The sequence below is a fragment of the Aeromonas sp. ZOR0002 genome (genome assembly GCF_963866995.1).
GTDB classification, from domain to species: Bacteria; Pseudomonadota; Gammaproteobacteria; order Enterobacterales; family Aeromonadaceae; genus Aeromonas; species Aeromonas caviae.
This window is the reverse complement of sequence record NZ_CAWMFQ010000336.1, coordinates 1-216: the sequence shown is the minus strand read 5'-3', so window position 1 is coordinate 216 and position 216 is coordinate 1. Positions and strand designations below refer to the sequence as shown.

The following is a 216-nucleotide window of genomic DNA, read 5'->3' as shown; positions in this document are numbered from 1 at the left end:
CTGTGGTCGTAGTACAAAAACGAATTTTGGAACCAATCAATACGGCTCGTTATCGGCGGATTTTGGCTATGGTTCCCGTCACGATGGTGAACGTTATAAGGTGCATCTGTGTGAAATGTGCTTTTTCGGTACACTCGCAACAGTGAGGGAGATGCATCGCGGGGAACATATGTTTGACGATGACTATGAGGCTGCAAACCCAGACACATTTGGGCG

The 216-nt window shown here is 47.7% G+C and carries 1 protein-coding gene; it reads left to right on the top strand.

The window, feature by feature from the left end:
- The coding region (locus AACR77_RS18320) for a hypothetical protein (RefSeq protein WP_081999497.1) at positions 1–216 on the top strand (216 nt) is incomplete at both ends.